At 45.6% G+C, this 19,187-nt stretch carries 15 protein-coding genes; 10 read left to right on the forward strand and 5 right to left on the reverse strand.

The genetic code is table 11. From position 1 onward, the window contains the following. Positions 1-6: 6 nt before the first annotated feature. On the reverse strand, positions 7-1,332 hold the full coding sequence (locus ABIN22_RS03925) for an ATP-binding protein (RefSeq protein WP_346906739.1): 1,326 nt from the start codon (positions 1,330-1,332) through the stop codon (positions 7-9). After that, positions 1,329-2,036: a LytR/AlgR family response regulator transcription factor gene (locus ABIN22_RS03930; protein ID WP_118619871.1), complete on the reverse strand. Its 708-nt coding sequence runs from the start codon at positions 2,034-2,036 to the stop codon at positions 1,329-1,331. The genes ABIN22_RS03925 and ABIN22_RS03930 overlap by 4 nt, the downstream gene beginning before the upstream one ends. A 241-nt stretch (positions 2,037-2,277) precedes the next feature. Between ABIN22_RS03930 and ABIN22_RS03935 the strand changes: the two genes are divergently transcribed. Next, complete coding sequence (locus tag ABIN22_RS03935; RefSeq protein WP_109730638.1) at positions 2,278-2,880, forward strand: ECF transporter S component; 603 nt, start codon at positions 2,278-2,280, stop codon at positions 2,878-2,880. 43 nt (positions 2,881-2,923) lie between these two features. Here ABIN22_RS03935 and ABIN22_RS03940 read toward each other — a convergent pair whose 3' ends face one another. Both ABIN22_RS03940 and ABIN22_RS03945 read right to left on the reverse strand, forming a co-directional pair. Next, the gene (locus ABIN22_RS03940; protein ID WP_346906742.1) at positions 2,924-4,132 is read right to left on the reverse strand and encodes a sensor histidine kinase; all 1,209 of its coding nucleotides are present in this window, start codon (positions 4,130-4,132) and stop codon (positions 2,924-2,926) included. Positions 4,133-4,142: 10 nt separating this feature from the next. Further along, a complete protein-coding gene (locus ABIN22_RS03945; protein WP_109730636.1) occupies positions 4,143-4,841 on the reverse strand; it encodes a response regulator transcription factor in 699 nt (232 codons plus the stop codon). Positions 4,842-5,060: 219 nt separating this feature from the next. Here ABIN22_RS03945 and ABIN22_RS03950 point away from each other — a divergent pair, with 219 nt between their 5' ends. From ABIN22_RS03950 to ABIN22_RS03980, 7 genes are all read left to right on the forward strand, one after another. Further along, the gene (locus ABIN22_RS03950) at positions 5,061-6,329 is read left to right on the forward strand and encodes an ABC transporter substrate-binding protein (RefSeq protein WP_109730635.1); all 1,269 of its coding nucleotides are present in this window, start codon (positions 5,061-5,063) and stop codon (positions 6,327-6,329) included. A 60-nt stretch (positions 6,330-6,389) separates the two neighbouring features. Then, a complete protein-coding gene (locus tag ABIN22_RS03955) occupies positions 6,390-7,283 on the forward strand; it encodes a carbohydrate ABC transporter permease (protein WP_346906744.1) in 894 nt (297 codons plus the stop codon). Next, positions 7,280-8,107 carry a carbohydrate ABC transporter permease gene (locus ABIN22_RS03960; protein ID WP_109730633.1) on the forward strand — a complete coding sequence of 276 codons (828 nt, stop codon included), beginning with the start codon at positions 7,280-7,282 and terminating at the stop codon, positions 8,105-8,107. The genes ABIN22_RS03955 and ABIN22_RS03960 overlap by 4 nt, the downstream gene beginning before the upstream one ends. Before the next feature lie 10 nt (positions 8,108-8,117). Continuing rightward, positions 8,118-9,635, forward strand: a complete 1,518-nt coding sequence (gene arfA, locus ABIN22_RS03965) for an arabinosylfuranosidase ArfA (protein ID WP_346906747.1) — start codon at positions 8,118-8,120, stop codon at positions 9,633-9,635. Then, positions 9,628-10,608, forward strand: a complete 981-nt coding sequence (locus ABIN22_RS03970) for a glycoside hydrolase family 43 protein (protein WP_346906749.1) — start codon at positions 9,628-9,630, stop codon at positions 10,606-10,608. Before arfA ends, ABIN22_RS03970 begins: the two co-directional genes overlap by 8 nt. A 162-nt stretch (positions 10,609-10,770) precedes the next feature. Next, positions 10,771-13,305 carry a ribonucleoside-diphosphate reductase subunit alpha gene (locus tag ABIN22_RS03975; RefSeq protein WP_346906751.1) on the forward strand — a complete coding sequence of 845 codons (2,535 nt, stop codon included), beginning with the start codon at positions 10,771-10,773 and terminating at the stop codon, positions 13,303-13,305. A 25-nt stretch (positions 13,306-13,330) separates the two neighbouring features. Next, a complete protein-coding gene (locus ABIN22_RS03980; RefSeq protein WP_346906753.1) occupies positions 13,331-14,374 on the forward strand; it encodes a ribonucleotide-diphosphate reductase subunit beta in 1,044 nt (347 codons plus the stop codon). Between the two features lie 549 nt (positions 14,375-14,923). On the opposite strand, the gene ABIN22_RS03985 is transcribed toward ABIN22_RS03980, so the two are convergent. Then, positions 14,924-16,156 carry a helix-turn-helix domain-containing protein gene (locus ABIN22_RS03985; RefSeq protein WP_346906755.1) on the reverse strand — a complete coding sequence of 411 codons (1,233 nt, stop codon included), beginning with the start codon at positions 16,154-16,156 and terminating at the stop codon, positions 14,924-14,926. A 243-nt stretch (positions 16,157-16,399) separates the two neighbouring features. Between ABIN22_RS03985 and ABIN22_RS03990 the strand changes: the two genes are divergently transcribed. Next, the gene (locus ABIN22_RS03990; protein WP_346906757.1) at positions 16,400-17,236 is read left to right on the forward strand and encodes an HAD family hydrolase; all 837 of its coding nucleotides are present in this window, start codon (positions 16,400-16,402) and stop codon (positions 17,234-17,236) included. A 63-nt stretch (positions 17,237-17,299) separates the two neighbouring features. After that, positions 17,300-19,066: a glycoside hydrolase family 3 protein gene (locus ABIN22_RS03995; protein ID WP_346906759.1), complete on the forward strand. Its 1,767-nt coding sequence runs from the start codon at positions 17,300-17,302 to the stop codon at positions 19,064-19,066. Positions 19,067-19,187: the final 121 nt, after the last annotated feature.

Here is a 19,187-nt window from a genome sequence, read left to right on the forward strand (position 1 = left end):
GATATCTTACATCTTCAAGGGAATCAGAATCTTCAGGTTAAACCAGTTATCCTGCGTGCTGACGTCAACTTCGCCACCGGATTTCCGAACGGTATACCGCAGGCTTTTCAGGCCGTACCCGTGGAACTGGGGCTCTTTCTTAGTCGTTACAGGGAGCTGCTCGTCAAACGTAAGAACCCCTTCATAATAATTTTCAAAGCGTATGATCAGGAAGTTTTTCTGTGTAAATGCGGATACATGAATCAGTCTTTTTTCAGGATCGGCTATTTTTTTCTCACATTCTATCGCGTTATCTAAGGCATTTCCAAAGATGGAGCAGATATCCATGACATCCATGAAGCCAAAGGAACTCCCGTCCACTACGCTGGTCATGGAGATCTGATTTTTCAGGCAATACAAGTTCTTAGAGGTAAGGAGTGTGTCCAGTACCTGGTTCCCGGTTTTATTCTGGGCCTCATAGTGCTGTATTTCTTCTTCCATTTTATCCAGATATTCATTCCTTTTCTGGTCGTTTCCCTCCGACTTGAGGGCAATAATATGGTGCTTCAGGTCGTGATATTTATAGTTGATAATGTCCATCGCTTCCTGAGACTGCTGGTACTGGATATACTGGTTGTGAAGAATGTTCTGTACACTTTCCAGCTCCAGTTTGGTCCGCAGGTCGATCCTCTGGATATGGTAGGCATATAGGATTGCCGCGCCTCCAAGGTCTATGAGAGTCCTGACGTTGAAGATCTCGGCAGTCTGATGTCCGGCAAATGGGGTTGAATTTGACACGAATCCAAGATTGCTCATAAGAAAGACTGCCAGCCCGATGATAATGCAGGCAGTAAGTTCCTTTGAGGTAATCTGAAGCCCGTCTTCGCCGGAGGTTGTTTTCCGGTACAGCACCCACGCCGTAAAAAAAACTGCCGCATAGATCACGACCAGCAATAATACCCGAAGCCAGCCGGCCTGCCAGTTCATGGTATAGTAAAAATAGCAGTCAATCTGCCACTCCAGAGATGCGGCCAGCTCGGCGATAACGAAGGCACGTACACAGTAATAGCCGATGTCCCTGAGATGGGTGTCACAGCAGCGGAAGAGAAAAAGGTACATCAGCCCGACAGCGGCGGCCATACATAGAATCCACCAGAAATCGCCGAGTCCTTTTGTTAAGGTCAGAAAAGCGGCCTGGAGTATAAGCGCTCCGGCAGAGGTAAGGGCCAGCTTCCAGCCATTTATGCGCCGTTTCATCTCCAGAATACACAGGATGCAGGCAAGCCATTCGGCAAGTGCAGTGTACAGCCTCGGGATGTCGGGCAGTATGAGGTTTATATCTGTCTGGTTCATTTAATCTCCCCCCAGTATTTGGTCAGGTCCTGCATAAATGTGTTCATGCGGGGACGGCTCAGCTGCAGGTGTTCTCCCCGGACAACCGCGCACTTGTCCTGAATCCCTTCCACGTGTTCCAGATTAATCAGGTAACACTTGTTGCCGCGGGAAAAACTCATTCCCCCAAATTCTTCCTCTGCGGACTTCATAGTGCCTGATGCCGTGTGGTTCCCGCCTGCGCAGTGGTAGATCAGGTCATGCCCGGCACTTTCTATATAATAGATATCCGATACATTCAGGCGCAGGATGCCGCCTTTCACAGAGACAGTGACGTATTTACTTTCCCGCTTCTTAATTCTGGCTATGGCACGGCTCAATTTCTGGCTGAATGCAAAATAAGAGACCGGCTTCAGGATATAATCGAGAGCATCAACCTCATAGCCCCGGATAGCATACTGCGTCATGTTGGTAATGAAGATGATGACAACTTCTGAATCCTGGCTCCGTATCTCTTCTGCCGCGGTCATGCCGTCCACAAAGCGCATTTGGATATCCATCAGGATAATGTCAAACTGTGCTTTATAACTGGCGACAACGGCATCACCATCCCGGTAGACGGTGATATCGAAGTCTTCATTTGCAGTTTTCCGGTATTCTTGGAGGTACCCGGTCAGCTGTTCGATATAGCTGTCCTCATCCTCTACAATTGCGATTCTGATCATGTGATTCTCCTGTTAGGGCATCTTTTAACCGATGTCCCTCTTAACGAAATGAAAGGGCATGTGTGAAGCATTTCTGTCTGAGTTTACTATAACAAAAACTGCCGCCTGAGACAAGATAAAGCATGTCCGGCAATGCATGATTCAGAACTGGACTGGTTATTTCGTGAATAACTGGATGTTTTTACAGAACCACTTTAGTAGTATCATAGACAGCATCTAAAGGTGAAAGGAAGTATGAACTATGGAACAGAAAAATCAGACAGTCTTAAAGCTTGCCCAGACTGCAATACTGGCCACGCTTTGTTATGTAACATTTACTTATCTTCAGATAAAGATTCCGATGCCGGGGGGAGACGCTACGTCAATCCATATCGGGAATGCATTCTGTGTTCTCGGGGCGCTGCTGCTGGGCGGCTGGTACGGAGGTCTGGCTGGCGCAATCGGGATGACATTTGCGGATATTATGGACCCAATCTACATTACAGGAGCTCCGAAGACATTTGTTTTAAAGCTCTGCATTGGACTGATTGTGGGATTAGTTGCACACCGGATCGCTAAAATTAATGAGAGCAGCGACAAAAAATACATTTTTAAATGGAGTATCATTGCATCTGTCGCAGGACTTGGATTCAACGTAATTGCGGATCCGATTGCCGGGTATTTTTATAAGCAGTATATTTTGGGCCAGCCACAGCAGATGGCGGAGGTTCTGGCCAAATGGAGCACAGCAACGACGTTTGTAAATGCGGTGGTATCCACTGTATTAGTGGCGTTCCTCTATAATGCCGTGAGACCGGCACTGCTGAGGTCAGGACTCTTAGTGAAGCCGGGAAAGGCGGCGTAAAGAGCCTGGCAGCAGATATTAGAAACTAAAAAGACTGAAGATATCATTCAACAACACTATTTAACTGTACTAAAAATTTGTTTTTGGATATCCCGTCGGTTTCAGCCCAGATGAGTCCATTGTGTTCCGCTATGATTGATTGTGCGATGGACAGTCCAAGCCCGTAACCCGTACTGTCGGTTCCGATTCTATAAAATTTTTGGAAAATCCGGTTAATGTCCTCCGGACTTATCGGCTCACCATTGCTTTCAACGGTAAAAAGTGCGCTTCGTTTGAGTTCTGTCAATGAAACCGTTATCGTAGTCTCAGGCAGGGAATATTTGATTGCATTATCAATCAAAATATCGATAACCTGCCTCAGACTCTCTGCGTTTCCAAGTACTGTAATATTTTCTGTACAATCAAAATCTAATTTTTTCCCAAGATCATATATAACTGGCTCATAAGTTAAGATGCTGTTGCAGACGAGGAAGCTGAGGTCCAGCTTATCCTTGTGGACTGGCAGGGTTGAACTGTCCAGTTTGGCAAGCTGAAGCAGCTGCTCTATCAGGACCTTCATCCGTAAAGATTCACTGTGGATAAAATTCAGACGCTGCACGGAATAGTTGTCCGATCTGCCGGAATGTTCCTCTGCGTTTAAAAGCATTTCTGAATTTGAAAGGATAATTGTCAGAGGGGTCTTAAGCTTATGGGAAGCATTGGCGATAAAGTCTTTTTGGGAGAGAATCGTATTTTGGACTGGTTTTGTCAGCTTGTCAGATAACACGATACTCAGTATTCCAAACGTGAGGATTGAGATAAGCCCGATGACAAATAGCTGCCAGAACTGTTTCCTGAGGAGGGACTGTTCCGTCTGGATATCCGCCACAGCAATGCGGATATCAGAGATACCAATACTTTTCCTGAGAAAACGTAAATGGCCGTCAATAACGGAGGATTTTGATTTACTTGTCAGTACCTCATGTACGATGCCGCTGATGTCATCTGCGGAGAGACTTTCTATGTCATTCACCAGCAGTTTGATATTATTTTTATAATCAACTGTTACAACCAGTATAGGCAGGGAGGTATCCTGAATAAGCGGTGAATTATTCGAATACGTCTTGTAAATCGCTGATTCCAGTTTGTCCCAGCAGCTGCTTTCCAGAGTCTGTTTTGTAGATATATAGATACTTACAAGGATAATAAGCAGTAAAATTGAAAATACACTCATGATGGCAGCAATAATTTGTTTGCGAAGCTTTTTAATCATGTTTCTCCTTTTACAAATTCCGGCCGGAAGAGGACTTTTGCCCATTATCCAGATAATAGCCTACTTTTCTTGCAATACAGATTGTCACATTGGATGATAACAAATGCAGCTTACGGCGGAGAAAAGAGATATAGGCCTCCAGGTTATTGTAGGTGGCATCGGAATCATATCCCCAGACTTTGTTAATGATGATATCCTTGGAAAGTATATTTTTGTTATTCAGCATAAGGAGACGCAGCAGTTCATACTCCTTAGAATTCAGCTTAATGCTTTTTTCACCGCATTTTAATTCATGGAGAGAGGTTGAGAGCGTAATATCGCCAAAACGGAGGTCCTCTTCTATGATAGGGCTCTGCCTTCTCATAATAGCGCGGAGACATGCCTGAAATTCCGCTGTTTCAAATGGTTTCGTCAGATAATAATCGGCACCACTGTCCAGACCATAAATGCGGTCTTTGAGATCACCTCGTGCTGTCAGCATCATGACAGGCGTTTTAATCTTCTCATTTCGAATACTCTTCAATACTTCAAATCCGTCCATACCGGGCAGCATGACATCCAGAACGATTGCATCATATAATCCACTCCTGGCGTATTCCAAACCTGTGTCACCGTCGAAAGCAATGTCGGCTGAATTCCCGGCCTCTCCTGCCAGATCGGCAAGTGTCTGTGCAAGCGGCTTCGTGTCTTCTATAATTAAAACTTTCATTTTAAAATCACCTCTATTACAATATATCTATTAAAAAAAAGAAAAGCAATAGATTGTGCAAAAAACATAAAAAATAGATTAAAATAAATAAAAAACAGTTCAAAGTGTAAAAAATACCTGATATTTTTAAGATAAATTTAAGCTTTTTGTATTAGAATCGTTTTAACAAGTGAAACACAAAGTAAGATAGAAAAAGGAATTTAACAGGAGGATGGTATTATGAAGTTTAAGAAAATCGGAAGTATCTTATTGGCATCTGCTATGGTGTGTTCTTTGTTTGCTGGTTGTTCAAAGCAGGAGGCAAAAAAAGACGAAAGCAAAAACACAGATGAAACAAAACTGTCGCTGTGGACTGTATTCACAGGATCTGACGGAGATGTGCTAAAAGAAATTATCAAAGACTATAATGAGACAAATAAAGACGGGATTACTGTAGAAGTCGATATTATGGACAACGATACACTTCAGTCAAAGCTGCCGGCAGCCATATCGACAGGTACAGCACCATCATTTGTCTTAGTAGGAATCGAGTATATACAGGAATATGTAAATAACGATTCTCTCGAAGACATTAGTGATTTCTGGGACACAACCGGAACAAATGAAGATAACTATTATGAAAATGTTGTGGCAAAATCATATGTCGGGGACAAATTATACGGCGTACCGATGCAGTATAACCTGCAGTATTTATACTACAACAAAGACATGTTCAGTGATGCAGGATTAAACCCGGATGCACCGCCGTCTACGTTTGCTGAACTGGAAGAGTGTGCGAAGGCACTGACCAGCGCAGATGAAGGTAAATACGGTTTGGCGATTCCTTCTGACTTCGGGTACTATGTGCAATATCTGTGGGGGAACGGCGGAGATGTTATTAATACGGCAACCAACGAAAATCTTTTAAACTCTGATACAAATGTGGAGACACTTACCTGGCTTCAGGAACTGAAGAAAGCCGGTGTATCACCGGATGGTCTGACATCTGCAGAGGCTGATACGATGTTCCAGTCAGGACAGATCGGCATGTGTCTTGCTGGCCCGTGGAATATTAATGTGCTGAATGATCTCGGCATGAATTATGGTATCGCTGCCATGCCTTCCGGAAGTGAAGGAGCATATTCCGCAGAAGGCGGCTGCTCATATATGATTCCAAAAGGAGCAGACGATGCATCAAAAAAGGCTGTCTACAAATTCATGTCATACTGGCTGACAGATGATGTGCTGAAAGAATGGTCCGTACGCAACGGATTCCCAGTATGGTCTTACTCCCTGCTTGAGGATGAGGACATTAAGTCTAATGAAATACTCAACAGTGTTTCAGAGGCGTCTTCCATAGGAAGAGACTGGCATCTCGGTTATGAATACGGAACACAGATTGATAATGACGTCATGAAACCTATGATGGAGAATATCCTGATGGGAGCTGATGTTAAGACTGAAGTTCAGGATGCAGCAGGAAGACTGGATGAGATTGTTTCAAAATAACAGGCGTTAGGGAAAGTCCTGATTTTGTCAGGACTTTCCCTGCGAAAGGAGTAAAACAATATGGAGAAGACAAGAAAAGCAGGAGGCAAAAATCAGAAGACGGCATATTTGTTCATTCTTCCATCCATGATTGTTCTGACTGTTTTTGTATTTGTTCCACTGGTTTCTGCATTCATAATAAGCCTTATGAATATGGACCTGTATATGAATGGCATTTCCTTTGCAGGACTGGATAATTACCTGAAAATGTTTCAGGATGCCCGTGTATTGAATGCGACAAAAAATACACTCGTTTTTACGGTGATAGAAGTTCCGGTACAGATATTGCTGGCATTAATTCTGACTATGTTTATGCAGAAAAATACTAAACTACATAAGTTCCTGAGGGCATCTTTCTATATTCCGTATGTATGTTCCATGACTGCAATCAGTATATTATGGTCCATGCTCTTGAATTCCAATTCGGGGATGCTTGCGTACCTTCTCAAAAAAGCAGGGGTTATCATGCCGAACCTGATGTCCAATCCTACATATGCGATGGCGGTTATTGTTATGGTCACTGTCTGGAGGAATTTTGGATACACACTGACGATCATAACCGCTGCGACTCTGGACATTCCGTACTCATTATATGAGGCGGCAGATCTGGATGGTGCAACCGGACTGAAGAAGTTTATGTATATCACGGTTCCTTCTATAAAGCAGACTATAGGGTTCTGTGCGGTTACGACCTTTATCCTTGCATTTCAGGCATTTGACCAGATATATGTTATGACCGGAGGCGGACCGCAGCATAAGACGGAAACACTGGTGAGCTATATTTATGACAGAGGCTTCAGGACAGAGCATGACCTGGGATATGCATCGGCGATCTCGGTATATCTGTTCATAATCATTGCAATTATTACAATCTGCATGAGGAAATACATCGGAAGAAAGGAGGAGCAGGCATGAAAAAGAGAGGGAAGATATTCAGTATAGCGGGCAGTATTATTTTATGCCTCGTTGCCCTTATTGTGTTCGTTCCGCTGGTATGGCTGATAGTATCGTCTTTTAAATCCGATGCAGATGTTATCAGATGGCCGCCCGCATTCCTTCCGAAGGAATGGCTTACTGTCCAGTATGAATACGTGGTTGAGGCAATACCGATACTGAGTATGCTGAAGAATACGGTTGTTTTTGCGGGAAGTGTAACAGTAATCAGTCTGTTGTTCGATTCTCTGGCCGCATATGCGTTTGCAAGAATGGAGTTCAAAGGAAAAAAGGTGCTGTTCACGATCATCCTGCTGACCATGATGGTACCGTTCCAGATTATTATGATCCCGCTCTACATAGAAGAATACAGGCTCGGGATACTTGATACCCTGCTGGGGCTTATTCTTCCGAGAGCATCCGGGGCCTATGGTATTTATATGCTGACCTCGTTCTTTTCGCGGATTCCTAAGTCTTTAGAAGAGGCGGCAAGGATAGACGGGCTGAACAATCTGCAGATTTACAGGCGCATTGTAATACCGTTGTCAAAACCGGCATTGATTAGTCTGGGAATCTATCATTTCATGAATAACTGGAATGATCTTTTATACCCGATGATGCTGACGAGCTCCGTTGAGAACAGAACATTATCCGCTGGACTGGCAGTGCTTGTGGGAAGTAACTCCATCAAATACGGTCCGACACTGGCGGCGACGGTTATTTCTATCTGTCCGCTGCTGCTGCTGTTCTTATTCGGGCAAAGATTTTTCATTGAAGGAATTGCCACATCAGGAGTGAAGGAGTAGAAAAGAGAGTATGTATAAGGCTGAATTGATTATAAACAGGGATTTCCGAAAGTCGGAAATCAGTCCCCTCATATATGGTTCATTTGTAGAGCATATGGGAAGGGTCGTGTACAGTGGTATTTATGAACCGGGACATCAGGAGGCGGATGAGGATGGATTCCGCAAAGATGTGATTGAGAAGGTAAAGGAGATGGGGGTTACCTGTGTCAGATACCCCGGAGGCAATTTTGTATCCTGCTATGACTGGAGGGACGGTGTGGGAAAAAAGGAAGACCGTCCGAGGCGCAGAGAACTGGCATGGAAATCCATAGAGACAAACCAGTTCGGTACAGATGAATTTGTACAATGGTCAAAAAAGGCAGAGATTGTACCGGTATTTGCGGTTAATCTGGGAACCCGGGGCGTCGAAAACGCAGTCTCCCTGCTGGAATACTGTAATCTGCCGGTTGGAACAGCATACAGTGACTTTAGATGTGAGAATGGTCATGAGACACCGTATGGAATTCCGATATGGTGTCTGGGAAATGAGATGGACGGCATCTGGCAGATTGGGCATAAGACACCCGAAGACTATGGAAAACTGGCTGCACAGACCGCTCATGCAATGAAATCACTGGACGAAAACATAAAAACGGTCGTATGCGGCAGTTCATCAACGGACGTGGCGACCTATACGGACTGGGAGCGAATTGTATTGGAATATACATATGAATTTGCAGATTACATTTCTCTGCACCAATACTACGGAGGGCAGGAGAAAGGGACTGAAGAGTTCCTTTCACAATCTGTGGAGATGGAAGACTACATTCAGACAGTGATTGGTATATGCGATACGGTAAAGAGCAAGAAGCGGTCTGGTAAAAAGATAGATATCTGCTTTGATGAATGGGGGGTATGGGAGATTCCGGGCGAAGATGTAGCCGGTTCAGTCGCGTCCAGAGACTGGGAGACTGCCCCTGCCTTTAGTGAACAGATCTATACGATGGAGGACTCACTGCTGTTTGCGAGTATGCTGATGGCAATGATAAAAAACAGCGGGAGAGTAAAGGCGGCATGTCAGTCTTTGCTTACGAATATTAGTGCGGCCATTATGACAGAGCCCGGAGCCGAAGTCTGGGTGCAGCCGATTTTTTATCCGTTTTCTTATATGTCAAAATACGGCAGGGGAACCCTGTTGGAGAGTGTTTTGAGGGCTCCTTCCTATTTATCCGGGAAAGGCAGGGAAATTCCATATTTAGATCAGGTGGTGATACATAATGCGGAAATGGATGAATTGGTCTTGTATCTGGTAAACAGAAGAGACGAAGCAGCGGAAGTACATGTGGATATGCAGGGATTCTGTGCAGAACATGCGGCAGAGCACACCGTGCTATTTCACGAAGATATTAAGGCTGACAACAGGAGCGACCATGAAAAGGTAAAGCCTCAGACTGCTGTGGTTACAGGAACACAGAAAACACGGATAGACTGTAAACTAAAGCCGTATTCATGGAATATGATAAGAGTCAGGGTGAAGAGCAATGAATAGAGACCATTATGTAACTACACTATATAACAGACCGTTTATACCAAACAGGGCAGATCCCCACATTTCTGGATATTCTAACGGGATATATTATTTTACTGCGTCTGTGCCGGAATATGACAGAATTATTTTGAGAAGGGCAGATAAGATAGGAGATTTAGCAGGTGCAGAGGAAAAGGTTTTATGGAGAAAGCATCCATCAGGAGAGCAGAGCTTCCATATCTGGGCGCCTGAACTCCACTATTTATGGGGGAAATGGTATATTTATTATGCAGCAGGAGATATTAATGATATCTGGGCCATCAGGCCATATGTGCTGGAATGCCAGGGAAATGACCCGTTTCAGGATGAATGGAGAGAACTGGGAAAGATGCAGGCAGCAGATGGGGATGAATTTTCATTTCAGGATTTTTCGCTGGATGCAACGGTCATGGAATATAACGGAGAATATTATTATATTTGGGCCGAAAAAACAGGGGCAGGGAAAAAGATTTCCAACTTATATATCGCACGGCTGGAACGGCCCGATAAGCTTTCGACAGCGCAGGTACTGCTTTCGTCACCGGATTATTCATGGGAACGGATTGGGTTCTGGGTAAATGAAGGCCCCGCGGTCCTGAAGCACGGCCACACAATTTACCTGACTTATTCTGCCAGCAGCACCGGTGAAGCATACTGCATGGGGATGTTGTCTATTCGTGAGGGTGAAGATATTCTTGACCCTAATAACTGGGTGAAATGTAAATGCCCGGTTTTAGCTACAGACAGAGAAAAAGGCATATTTGGTCCGGGACATAATTCATTTGTAAAATCAGAAGATGGGACAAAAGATATCTGCGTATTCCATGCCCGCTGTTATGATGAGATTACAGGTGATCCGTTGTATGACCCTAACCGCCATACTATGATGATTGATATAGAATGGAACGAAAACGGTGATCCGGTATTCGATTTAAAAAACAAGTATTTAAAATAAACCTTACAAAGGCCCTCCGCTGAAAAACAACGAAGATGTTGACTGCGGAGGCCTTTTTTGATTATTCTGATATATCAATACGGTAGGGATTGAATATCACCATATATTGTGGTAATATATTTTGTACACTACAATAAATGGTATGAAAGGCGTATATAGAGTATGAAGATATGTAAGAGAGACGGAACAGGGGAGACTTACTGCCCGGAAAAAATTAAGGCCGCGATAGGACGCGCATTTGCGAGTGTTGGCTCTGAGATTACGGAAGAGGAAAAGAAGAGGATATTAACCGGTATTGAGGAAAAGTTTCCGGCACAGGTGATTTCGGGGGAAAAGATACTTTCTGTAGAAGAGATTCAGGATATGGCGGAGCAGACCCTGATGGAGGGGAATTATTACAAAGAAATGAAAAGCTATATCCTCTATCGTGAGGAGCGCACAAGGCGCAGGGAATCCAGACTCAGGATAGAAGCAAAGTTTCAGGATATGCCGCGTCTGGCCGGGGTGCTGGCAGGGATTCAGAAGGAGTTCCCACAGGAAGAGTATGATCTGGACAGGCTGAATGCAAGGTTTCAGGCATTTTTAAGCCCGGGGCTTTCCGGGAAGGAAATGCTGGCAGTCCTGATGAAAGCGGCGGTGGAGCTCACGACACAGGATGCGCCGAAATGGGAGATGATAGCGGCAAGATTCCGGATGCTCCAGTTTGACCTGTCACTGGCGGAGGCAATGGAAACAGCCAATATAAACAGTTTTTATGAGAAGATCAGCTGGCTGACGGAAGAAGGTCTGTATGGAAGTTACATTCTGAAAAGCTATTCAAAAGAAGAGATTGATGAATTCGAGTCATGGATTGACCCACGCAGAAATGACCTGTTTACTTACTCAGGGCTGGACCTGCTTCTTGGACGCTATGTGATTTCGAGCAGAAAGGGTTCGCCTCTTGAGACGCCGCAGGAGATGTTCATGGGGATTGCCATGCATCTTGCGATGAAAGAAACGAATGAAAGAAGCGGCTGGGTGCGCCGTTTCTACGATATGCTGAGTACGCTGAAGGTAACGATGGCTACGCCCACACTTTCAAATGCGAGAAAACCTTACCACCAGCTTTCCTCCTGCTTTATTGATACGGTGCCGGATAGTCTGGACGGGATCTACCGAAGCATTGATAATTTTGCAAAGGTCAGCAAATTCGGCGGCGGTATGGGGATGTATTTTGGAAAAGTGCGTGCGAGCGGCAGTGCCATCCGCGGTTTTGAAGGGGCAGCAGGCGGTGTAATCCGCTGGATCCGGCTGGCAAATGATACGGCCGTTGCCGTGGACCAGCTCGGGGTCCGTCAGGGTGCGGTTGCCGTTTATCTGGATGTATGGCACCGGGATCTGCCGGAATTCTTAAGTCTCAGGACGAACAACGGGGATGAGAGAATGAAAGCCCACGATGTATTCCCCGCGGTCTGTTATCCAGACTATTTCTGGAAACAGGCAAAGGAACACATAGACGGAGACTGGTACCTGATGTGCCCCCACGACATTCTGACAGTGAAAGGATATGCCCTCGAAGATTCTTTTGGGGAAGAATGGGAGGAAAAATATCTGGACTGTGTGCGGGATGAGCGGATCAAGAAGCGTGTCATTCCGATCAAGGATATCCTGCGTCTGATTATCCGGAGTGCGGTTGAGACAGGGACGCCGTTTGCGTTTAACCGGGACCATGTAAACGGTGCAAACCCAAACAGCCATAAAGGAATCATTTACTGCAGCAACCTGTGTACGGAGATTGCACAGAATATGAGCGCCATCGAACTGGTGGAACAGACAACACAGGAGGTGGACGGAGAGAAGGTTGTTGTGACGGTAACAAAGCCGGGAGAGTTCGTTGTATGCAATCTTGCGAGCCTGTCCCTTGGAAATATTCAGGTTGAGAATTTCGAGGAGTTGTCTTATCTTACGGAAAGCGCCGTGCGCGCACTGGATAATGTCATTGACCTGAACTTTTTCCCGGTACCCTATGCAAAGATTAACAACCATAAATACCGCCCTGTAGGTCTGGGGGTAAGCGGGTATCATCATATGCTTGCAAAGCACGGTATTAAGTGGGAGAGTCAGGAGCATCTGGACTTTGTGGAAAAGGTATTTTCCGATATTCACTATGCGGCAGTTCTGGCAAGTACCAATATTGCAGAAGAAAAGGGAAGCTATGAATATTTTGAAGGGAGCGCGTGGCAGACGGGCGAATACTTCCGCCAGAGGAATCTGACAGAGGACAGATGGAAACAGCTTGCCCAGAAAGTTGCCGCACAGGGACTGCGTAACGGCTATCTTCTGGCGACTGCCCCCACAAGCAGTACGAGCATCATAGCCGGGACAACCGCAGGGCTTGACCCGATTATGAACCGGTATTTCCTTGAGGAGAAGAAAAACGGCTTGATGCCGAGGGTTGCACCGGAGCTTTCGATGGAAACATTCTGGTATTATAAGAATGCACACCTGATCGACCAGACGTGGTCCGTCCGTGCATGCGGAATCCGGCAGCGGCATATTGACCAGGCACAGAGCATGAACCTTTATATTACGAATGAATACACCTTCCGGGGCGTGCTGGATTTGTACCTTCTGGCCTGGGAGGAAGGCGTGAAGACGATTTATTATATCAGGTCCAGAAGCCTTGAAGTTGAGGAGTGCGAGGTATGTTCCTCTTAACATAGAGAAAAGGAGAAATTCGACAATGACAGAACTGAGAAAGAAGCCCCTGTTCAATCCTGATGGGGATACAGAAGTAACGAAAAGAAAAATGATCGGGGGTAATACCACCAATCTGAATGATTTTAACCACATGAAATATAACTGGGTCAGCGACTGGTACCGTCAGGCGATGAATAACTTCTGGGTGCCGGAAGAAATCAACCTGAGTGTGGATATGAAGGACTATAAGGTGCTGCCGAAACCAGAGCGGAGGGCATATGATAAGATTCTGTCCTTCCTGATTTTTCTGGACAGCATCCAGACAGCAAATCTCCCCAATATTGGAGAATACATTACTGCAAACGAAGTAAACCTCTGCCTGTCCATCCAGACCTTTCAGGAGGCAGTGCACAGCCAGAGCTACAGCTACATGCTGGATACGATCTGTGAGCCTCAGGAGCGCAACGATGTGCTCTACCAATGGAAAGAGGATGCGCATCTTCTGGAACGTAATGAATTCATCGGGAATCTGTACAATGAATTCCAGAAGGAAAAAAGCCCGGAAATGCTGGTACGGACTTTAGTGGCGAACTATATACTGGAGGGGGTTTATTTTTACAGCGGGTTCATGTTTTTCTACAATCTGGGGAGAAACCGCAGGATGCCCGGATCAGTTCAGGAAATCCGTTACATTAACCGCGATGAGAACACGCACCTGTGGCTGTTTAGAAGCATTCTGATGGAATTGAAAAAGGAAGAGCCGGACCTGTTCACAGACGATAAGGAACGCATTTACAGGGAAATGATCAAAGAAGGCTGTGAACAGGAGATCCGATGGGGACATTACGTGATCGGGGACGAAGTACAGGGACTGAACCGGGACATGGTGACCGATTATATCCAATATCTGGGCAACCTAAGATGCATGGGGCTTGGATTCGGGCCGATCTACGAAGGGCACGAAAAAGAACCTGAAAGTATGGAGTGGGTGAGCCAGTTCTCAAATGCAAATATGATCAAAACAGACTTCTTCGAGGCACGAAGCACCGCCTACGCGAAAAGCAGCGCGCTGGTGGATGATTTGTAAGGGGGCGGACGCCTGCAAAAAGTGGTCAGGGACGTACCGGCGGAGGCTGTCCATTCACGAAGAATTTCTAACGGTAAAACCGGCCGCACGCAGGGCACCGGCCACATTTGCCGCCCAATCTGATGATTGAGCGGCGCAGGTGGCCTGAAAATCTGTTTTGGTAAACAGATTTTCGCCCTGCGTGCGGCCGGTTTTGCCGTAAGTAATTCTAGGTTCATTCTAGAGCGTGTTTGATAATTCATTGTACACGTCTGACCGCCCCACTTCACGACCTATTTGAGCCAAATTTTATCAACGTAGAACCACTACGCCTCAAAAATTTGGCTCAAATATCTCGCGAAGTGGGACAATCAGCCGTATACATGATTTATCAAACACGCTCTATGCCTCCTAACAGACCATACAGCCCCCCGCCGGTACGTCCCTGACCACTTTTTGCAGGCTGGGCGCATCCGCTGGGAGGTAAGCTGTCGGGTGGGGAGCGCTTGATGAGGCAAAGTATGTTAACGGGTCAATTTATAATAAAGAAGCTTTGGTATTGTTTCGAACTTAAACGCGCCCTAATGTTGCCCTATATTCCTTAGGGGTTTTTCCGATTAGTTTTTTGAAGGTTTTGGTGAAGTAATTTACGTCTGCGATGCCGCAGTACTGGGCGACTGTCTGTATCTGCATGTTTGTGGAGTTTAAGAGGAACAGTGCGTGTTCTATGCGTTTTTTGTTGACGTATTCGGTGAGGGTGCTTCCGGTTTCTTTTTTGAAGAGGGCGGAGAGGTAGCTGGGATTTACCTGCAGCAGTTCTGCCTGGGCCTTCAGGCCAAGGTCCGCGGTAAGGTCTGAATCAATGCGGGTGAGGACCTTCTGGATGAGCAGGGAGTATCCTTTCATGGAATGGTTCTTTACAAGCAGGCAGTACTTATGCACCATTTCTTTTTGTAACGCAGGAACGTTCTCCAGAGTGGCTAGCATCTCAATCCTGTGGGCAAAGCGGGAAGACAGGCTGTCAATATGGAGCGGGTGTACAGCTCCATTTTCAGCTGCTTTCCTTAGCAGTGTATTGAGGATGATCAGGTAGTTTTTTTCGTTCCGGATCGGGTCGGCGCTGCGTTTTTCCATGACCTGCTGCCCAAAACGGTTAAGAAAGGCCTCTGCCTTGAGTGTCTGCCCCTGGGAAACGGCCAGCATCAGTTCATTTTCGCCTGCGTAGCGATCCTCCAGAATCTGCATACTGAGGAGCGCTTCTTCAGGTTTTTTATAATCCGGGCGTTCTGCCACGGGATCCAGATCGGCAATGACAGAATTTTCCACATCCTGCAGGGAGAAGTTATCCATCCGGCCCCAGAATCTTTCGCCAAACACATTAATGATAGAGAGAAGGACACTTTCGTCACTCAGCTGTGGGATTCCCTCATAAAATTTTTGGAGCTGGGGATACAGGGCAGCAGGAAGGTTCAGCCTGCGGGCGGTATCAAGAGTCATTTTTTCACTTATATTCATCAGTGCATATGGGCCGATCAGGGCAAATGTGGGTTCATCGGTATCGGGAAGCTGAAATAGAAGATAGCGGTACCAGAATGAATTATTAACCCTGTATATTTTGTTTTCTTCAAATAGTTCAATCCTGTTCCAGAACTGCCCCTGAAAATCAAAATCGGTTTTGATCAGGCTGTACAATCCAAGGGTTATATCAGGGACCGGGTCAGATGATTTTTTTAAAAGTGATACATTCAAATGCAAATTCTGCAGGAGCTTCTGGAACAGTTCAAGATCTGAGTGATATTTCATAATAAATCCTCCTCATATAGGTACAAAGTACTTTCATAAAAAATCGTAGTATTATTATCTATTATCGTATTATTTTGTGCAAATTACAAGAATATATAAAAAAAGTATGATTGTTGCTAAAAATAATCCTCACATAAATAGTAAGAAAGATTTAAAATTAAGTCATGCAGTGTGGCAGTTAAGGCATCATAGCCGGATTGTAAACCGGGATTCCGGTGAGGACGGAAAAAAGAGGAGTGAAAAATGAATCTGAAAAATTATGAAAAGAAGAAAGAGTTTTTAATCTGTGTGGATTCAGACGGCTGTGCAATGGATACAATGGATATCAAGCACATCCGGTGTTTTGGTCCGTGTATGGTGGAGGAGTGGGGGCTTGGGCAGTGGAAAGAGCCGATTCTTGAAAGGTGGAATGAGATCAACCTGTACACCATGACCCGGGGAATCAACCGCTTTAAGGGCCTTGCCGAAATGCTGGGGGAGGTTCATGAAACGTATATGGAAATAGAGGATCTTCCCGTGCTGGAAAAGTGGGTGGAGGAAAGCAGTGAACTGTCAAACCAGGCACTGGCTGATGCGATCAGAGAGAAAGAAAGCGTTGCCCTGAAAAAGGCCCTTTCCTGGTCCGTAAAGGTGAATGAGAAGATTAATGATCTTCCGTTTGACGTGAAAAAACCTTTTGCAGGCGTTAAAGAAGCACTTGCGACGGCACATGAAAAGGCGGATATTGCGATTGTCTCTTCTGCGAATCTTCAGGCAGTAGAAGAGGAATGGGAATTGTACGGACTGCTGAAACATGTCGACATTTTACTGGCACAGGATACGGGAAGCAAGGCATTCTGTATCGGCGAACTTGTGAAAAAGGGATATAATGTCAGGAATGTGCTTATGACAGGAGATGCGCCGGGGGACTATGAAGCTGCCTCGAAAAACGGGGTGTTCTTTTATCCGATTCTGGTACGCCACGAAAACGAGTCATGGGAAGAGTTTCGGAACGAGGGTGCTTTGAGGCTCTTTGACGGAAGTTATGAAGGTGCCTATCAGGAGAAGAAGATAGCTGAGTTTATGGATAACCTGAAGTAATAAAAAACAAGACGGCTGACAATAAGCCATATAACAGGAGAGGCAGGACGAAAGGAGAATAACATGGTAGATTTGAGACAAAACCCGTATTTTTTATCAGAGGAAGATATTAAGTGGGTAGAGGAAACGATTGACGGTATGAGCGCAGAGGAGAAGGTGGGACAGCTTTTTTTCCAGCTGACGGCATCTCATGATGAAGAGTATCTGAAAGAATTGATGGAGAAGTACCACCTCGGAGGCTGCCGTTATAATCCGGCCCCGGGAAAAGCAATACAGGAACAGAACCGCAAACTTCAGAAATATGCAAAGGTTCCGCTGTTCATTGCCTGCAATACTGAGGCAGGAGGGGACGGGGCATGTGCGGATGGAACGATGATCGGTTCCGGTGTTAAAATTGCTGCAACGGATAAGGAAGAATATGCATTTGCACTCGGCAAAATGGCGAATGAGGAGGCGGCTGCGATCGGCTGCAATATGGCTTTCGCCCCAGTCAGCGATATCCTGTACAACTGGGAAAATACAGAAGTTGTGTCACGTGCATTCGGCGGTGATGCAGAACGTGTGGCACGTATGAGCGCCGCATATCTGGAAGGTGCGCATACGATTGACGGGTTTGCATGTGCCGCCAAGCATTTCCCGGGAAACGGACAGGATTTCAGAGATGCACACCTGTCCAACAATGTGAACTATTTTGATGTAGAAGAGTGGGACAAAACCTATGGAATGGTTTATAAAACTCTGATTGATAAAGGTCTGGATGCCATTATGGGCGGACATATCATGCTGCCGGAATACGCAAAGGCAATCAATCCTGACTTAAAGGATGAAGATATGATGCCTGCTACTTTAAGTCATGAGATTATGACAGTGCTTCTCCGTGAGAAACTCGGATTCAATGGAATGGTGGTAACGGATGCATCCCATATGGTAGCCATGACGGACAGGATGTCCCGTAAGGAAATGCTTCCGAAATCTATCAACTCAGGATGTGACATGTTCCTGTTCTTCAATGATCCGGATGAAGATTTTAACACGATGCTGGATGCATATAAGAACGGCTTGATCGGCGAAGAGAGAATGAGAGAGGCCTTAACGCGTATTCTCGGACTGAAGGCACATCTCGGCCTGCATAAAAAGGCAAAGGAAGACCTTGTGCCGAAGCCGGAAACAGCAGATGCAGTTCTTGGAAAAGAAGAGCATAAGGAAATGCAGAAGACAATCAGCAACGACTGCATCACCCTTGTAAAATATAAAGACAAAGATGTCCTTCCGCTTACACCTGAGCGCTATAAGAGAATTATGATCGTGCATGTAAAAGGCGCGGAGAATGGCATGTCAGCCCTCATGAAGCTTATGGGAGCAGGCGGAGGAAACCCGGCGGAGGCCTTAAAACAAAGGCTGTGTGACAAAGGCTTTGATGCCTTCATCTATGAAAGCCCTCTGGACCAGATGAAGAAGAAAATAGAGGCCGGGGAAAAACCGGATGTGAACCTGTATTTTGCAGGAAAGAATGCAATTGCCGACTTCGTAAAGGACATGGACCTTGTCATTACACTCTGTGATGTTTCAGGCGGAAGACCGAGCTTTGGATTATCCAAAGGGGGCGGGGAAATCCCGTGGTATGTATTCGAGGTTCCGGTAGTGGCGATCGGATGCGGACAGCCGACGATGCTCGCAGATATTCCTCAGGTTCGCACCTATATCAACACATATGATTCCAAAGATACGACATTCGATGCACTCGTAGAAGATCTGATGGAAGGGGAAGATGCATTCAAGGGGATCGATCCGATTGACAGCTTCTGCGGATTGTTTGACGCGAGACTGTAGTTCAGGGGTATCAGAATTTCCGTATGGCCTATAGATAAAGCAGCTGCGGCTGGAAATTGAAACCAGAGCAGTAATGGTTTATTGACTTCTGAAAGTATCTGTGCTGTAATAATAAAAGAAC

The sequence above is a fragment of the Faecalicatena orotica genome (genome assembly GCF_905197545.1).
Lineage (GTDB): Bacteria > Bacillota > Clostridia > Lachnospirales > Lachnospiraceae > Faecalicatena_A > Faecalicatena_A orotica.

Excerpts from the sequence above, each read along its gene's own strand:
- ABIN22_RS03940 (WP_346906742.1), bottom strand. The coding sequence starts at position 4,132 with ATGATTAAAAAGCTTCGCAAACAAATTATTGCTGCCATCATGAGTGTA.
- ABIN22_RS03955 (WP_346906744.1), top strand. The coding sequence starts at position 6,390 with ATGGAGAAGACAAGAAAAGCAGGAGGCAAAAATCAGAAGACGGCATAT.
- ABIN22_RS03985 (WP_346906755.1), bottom strand. The coding sequence starts at position 16,156 with ATGAAATATCACTCAGATCTTGAACTGTTCCAGAAGCTCCTGCAGAAT.
- ABIN22_RS03990 (WP_346906757.1), top strand. The coding sequence starts at position 16,400 with ATGAATCTGAAAAATTATGAAAAGAAGAAAGAGTTTTTAATCTGTGTG.
- ABIN22_RS03980 (WP_346906753.1), top strand. The coding sequence starts at position 13,331 with ATGACAGAACTGAGAAAGAAGCCCCTGTTCAATCCTGATGGGGATACA.
- ABIN22_RS03950 (WP_109730635.1), top strand. The coding sequence starts at position 5,061 with ATGAAGTTTAAGAAAATCGGAAGTATCTTATTGGCATCTGCTATGGTG.
- ABIN22_RS03930 (WP_118619871.1), bottom strand. The coding sequence starts at position 2,036 with ATGATCAGAATCGCAATTGTAGAGGATGAGGACAGCTATATCGAACAG.
- ABIN22_RS03925 (WP_346906739.1), bottom strand. The coding sequence starts at position 1,332 with ATGAACCAGACAGATATAAACCTCATACTGCCCGACATCCCGAGGCTG.
- ABIN22_RS03995 (WP_346906759.1), top strand. The coding sequence starts at position 17,300 with ATGGTAGATTTGAGACAAAACCCGTATTTTTTATCAGAGGAAGATATT.
- ABIN22_RS03970 (WP_346906749.1), top strand. The coding sequence starts at position 9,628 with ATGAATAGAGACCATTATGTAACTACACTATATAACAGACCGTTTATA.
- ABIN22_RS03975 (WP_346906751.1), top strand. The coding sequence starts at position 10,771 with ATGAAGATATGTAAGAGAGACGGAACAGGGGAGACTTACTGCCCGGAA.
- arfA (WP_346906747.1), top strand. The coding sequence starts at position 8,118 with ATGTATAAGGCTGAATTGATTATAAACAGGGATTTCCGAAAGTCGGAA.
- ABIN22_RS03935 (WP_109730638.1), top strand. The coding sequence starts at position 2,278 with ATGGAACAGAAAAATCAGACAGTCTTAAAGCTTGCCCAGACTGCAATA.
- ABIN22_RS03960 (WP_109730633.1), top strand. The coding sequence starts at position 7,280 with ATGAAAAAGAGAGGGAAGATATTCAGTATAGCGGGCAGTATTATTTTA.
- ABIN22_RS03945 (WP_109730636.1), bottom strand. The coding sequence starts at position 4,841 with ATGAAAGTTTTAATTATAGAAGACACGAAGCCGCTTGCACAGACACTT.